The 3,488-nt window shown below is 63.3% G+C and carries 3 protein-coding genes; all 3 read right to left on the reverse strand.

Features of this window, described 5'->3' with window-relative positions; genetic code table 11:
- Nucleotides 1–1,331 (reverse strand): 30S ribosomal protein S12 methylthiotransferase RimO (gene rimO / locus P1U55_RS15835; RefSeq protein ID WP_301048607.1); only part of this gene is annotated, 1,331 nt, incomplete at its 3' end.
- Nucleotides 1,332–1,465: 134 nt separating this feature from the next.
- Nucleotides 1,466–2,227, reverse strand: coding sequence for an ABC transporter permease (locus tag P1U55_RS15840; protein WP_301048608.1), 762 nt, complete (start codon nucleotides 2,225–2,227; stop codon nucleotides 1,466–1,468).
- The gene (locus tag P1U55_RS15845) at nucleotides 2,224–3,162 is read right to left on the reverse strand and encodes an ABC transporter ATP-binding protein (protein WP_301048609.1); all 939 of its coding nucleotides are present in this window, start codon (nucleotides 3,160–3,162) and stop codon (nucleotides 2,224–2,226) included. The genes P1U55_RS15840 and P1U55_RS15845 overlap by 4 nt, the downstream gene beginning before the upstream one ends.
- Nucleotides 3,163–3,488: the final 326 nt, after the last annotated feature.

Raw genomic sequence — 3,488 nt, forward strand, 5'->3', positions numbered from 1 at the left:
ACCTCGACGGTGACGATATCGCCGGGGGACAGGCCTTCGGTGGCGGTGTCGATGAAAAGGTTGCCGTCGATTTCCGGCGCGTCGGCTTTGGTGCGGCAGGTGGCGATGCCGTCGGTGTCGATGTCGTCCACGATCACCTCCTGGCGGGTGCCAACCTTGGCGGCGAGTTTGGCCTCGGAGATGGCCTGGGCCTTTTCCATGAACCGCTCCCAGCGCTCTTGCTTCACCTCGGCGGGCACATGATCGGGCAGGTCGTTTGAGCGGGCGCCAGCGACGTTTTCGTATTGGAAGCAGCCAACCCGGTCGAGCCGGGCTTCGTCCATCCAATCGAGCAGCACCTGAAACTCGGCCTCGGTTTCGCCGGGATAGCCGACGATGAAGGTGGAGCGCAGGGTGATATCGGGGCAGATGCCGCGCCATTCGGTGATTTTATCCAGCGTCTTTTCGGCTGCGGCGGGGCGGGCCATGCGGCGCAGCACATCGGGGTGGGCGTGCTGGAAGGGGATATCGAGGTAGGGCAGCACCAGGCCATCGGCCATCAGCGGGATCAGCTCGCGCACATGCGGGTAGGGATACACGTAGTGCAGCCGCACCCAGGCGCCGAGGCTGCCCAGATCGCGGGCAAGGTCGGTGATATGGGCGCGGTGGTCACGCTCGGTGGCGTGCTTGATATCGACGCCATAGGCCGAGGTATCCTGGCTGATGACCAGCAGCTCCTTCACCCCAGCGTCAACCAGCCGCTCGGCCTCACGGAGCACCGCATGGGCCGGGCGAGAGGCCAGCCGCCCGCGCATATCGGGGATGATGCAGAACTTGCACTTGTGGTTACAGCCCTCCGAGATCTTGAGGTAGCTGTAGTGGCGCGGGGTGAGGGACACGCCCGAGGCAGGCAGCAGATCGACAAACGGATCAGGCGCGGGGGGCACGGCGGCGTGGACCGCATCGAGCACCTGTTCATATTGGTGCGGCCCGGTTACGGCGAGCACCTTGGGGTGCGCCCCGGTGATATATTCCGGCTCGGCCCCGAGGCATCCGGTGACGATAACGCGGCCATTTGATTGCACCGCCTCGCCAATCGCCTCAAGGCTTTCGGCCTTGGCGCTATCGAGAAAGCCGCAGGTGTTGACGATCACCGCATCGGCCCCGGTGTAATCGGGCGAGATGCCATAGCCCTCGGCGCGCAGGCGGGTGAGAATGCGCTCACTGTCCACCAGCGCCTTGGGGCAGCCGAGCGAAACCATGCCAATGCGCGGCTGGCCATCGCGCGGGGCATCGGGCAGGCGGGCGGCGGGGGCGATATCGGGGCGGAGGCTGGGGGGATTCTGAGGCATGGGGGCGCTATACAGCGGTGCGCTGGTGCTGGGAAGGGCGGTGAACCGAGCGTGGGTTTTGCCGTGGTGGGTGGATTGCGGGCCGGGGTGGGGCGGTGGCGGCCATTTTCAGGCGGTCGTGGGCGAGCGGCGGATCAGGGTTTGATCCGCCAGCCGGTTTTGAAGATCCACCAGATTGCGGCGATGCAGGCCACAAGGAAGACCGAGATCGCCGCCAGCGACACGCCAACCGAAACATCTGACACCTCGAAGAAGCTCCAGCGGAAGCCCGAGACAAGGTAGAGGACCGGGTTGAAGTGGCTCACGGTGGCCCAGGCTGGCGGCAGCATCGAGGTGCTGTAAAACGCGCCGCCAAGGAACACCAACGGGGTGATGACAAGCAGCGGGATAAGCTGGAGTTGCTCGAAGGTTTTGGCCCAGATGCCGATGATGAAGCCGAGCAGCGAAAAGCTGATCGAGGTGAGCACGAGAAAGGCCACCATCCAGACCGGATGCATGATGTGCAGCTCCACAAAGAGGCTGGCCGTCACCAGGATGATCGACGCCACGAACAGCGCCTTGGAGGCCGCCGCGCCCACATAGCCCATGACGATTTCAACAAAGGACATGGGGGCGGAGAGGTGCTCGAAGATGGTGCCGATGAACTTGGGGTAATAGATGCCAAAGCTGGCGTTGGAGACCGATTGCTGGAGCAGGGTCAGCATCACGAGGCCGGGCACGATGAACGCCCCGTAGGAGATGCCATCAACCGATTGGATGCGCCCGCCGATGGCGGAGCCGAACACCACGAAATAGAGCACCGTGGACAGCACGGGCGACACGATGGATTGGGTGATCGTGCGGAAAAACCGCAACATCTCGGAGCGGTAGATCGCCATGACGGATTGCCAGTTCATGCGGCGGCATCCTGCTCTGCGTTCTCTTCGACCAGCGAAAGGAACACATCTTCAAGGCTCGACTGGCGGGTTGAGAGATCATTGAACTTGACGCCCGCAGCCGCGAGGTCGGCCATCAGCCGGGTGATCCCGGTCCTTTCGGCGGAGGTATCGAAGGTATAGGTCAGCCGCTGGCCCTCGAGGCGAAGCGCGTAGGCGTTAAGGCTTTCGGGCAGGGTTTGCATGGGTTCGGCAAGCTCCAGCACAAGCTCCTTGCGCCCGAGGCTTTTCATCAGCTTGGCCTTGTCTTCCACCAGCAGCAGGCGGCCCTTGTCGATCACGCCGATACGGTCGGCCATTTCTTCGGCTTCTTCGATGTAGTGGGTGGTGAGGATGATCGTCACGCCATCGTTGCGCAACTCACGCACCAGCTGCCACATATCGCGCCGCAGGGTCACATCAACGCCCGCCGTTGGCTCATCAAGGAACAGGATGCGCGGCTCGTGGCTGAGAGCCTTGGCGATCAGCACCCGGCGCTTCATGCCGCCCGAAAGCGCGTTGTTGCGGCTGTCGCGCTTGTCCCAGAGCGACAGGGATTTCAGCACCTTCTCGATATGGGCATCGTCGCGCCGCTTGCCAAAGAGGCCGCGCGAAAAGCGCACCGAGTTGATGACGGTTTCAAACGGCTCAATCGAGATTTCCTGCGGCACGAGGCCGATCATCTCACGCGCGGCGCGGTAGTCGGTGACAATGTCATGCCCGGCCACGGTGACGCTGCCGCCGGTGGGCGAGACAAGGCCGCAGATCGCCGAGATCAGCGTGGTTTTGCCCGCGCCATTGGGGCCGAGGAGCGCAAGGATCTCGCCGTCCTCGATATCAAGGTCGACGCCATGCAGCGCCGTGAAACCGCCGTCATAGGTTTTTTGCAGGTTCTTGATCGAAATGATCGGAGCCATCTTCGGCCACCTCCCTCGTTCACACAGGCATGGAGGTGTAGGGCCTTGGGCGGCATTTACAAGGCTGTGCGGCGGGGTTTGCCCGCGCATGGCTCACACTGGTGACAGCGACCTGTCAGCAGGCGGCGCGCTTTTTGGCGGGGACGGGCTGTTTGCCGAGGGTCTTTACCGTGCGGGCGCGCCATTGGGGGCCGGTCTCAAGCGCCCCTTGACCAGCCTGTTGGTTTTGGTTTGCCGCCATTTCCAGACCTTGCCGCGATCAAGCGAAGGCGCGGGAACAAAGGGGAGGTCGCCCCCCACCTTGGCCACAGCAACAGTGCAAATTG

It is taken from the genome of Vannielia sp. (assembly GCF_029212645.1).
Lineage (GTDB): Bacteria > Pseudomonadota > Alphaproteobacteria > Rhodobacterales > Rhodobacteraceae > Vannielia.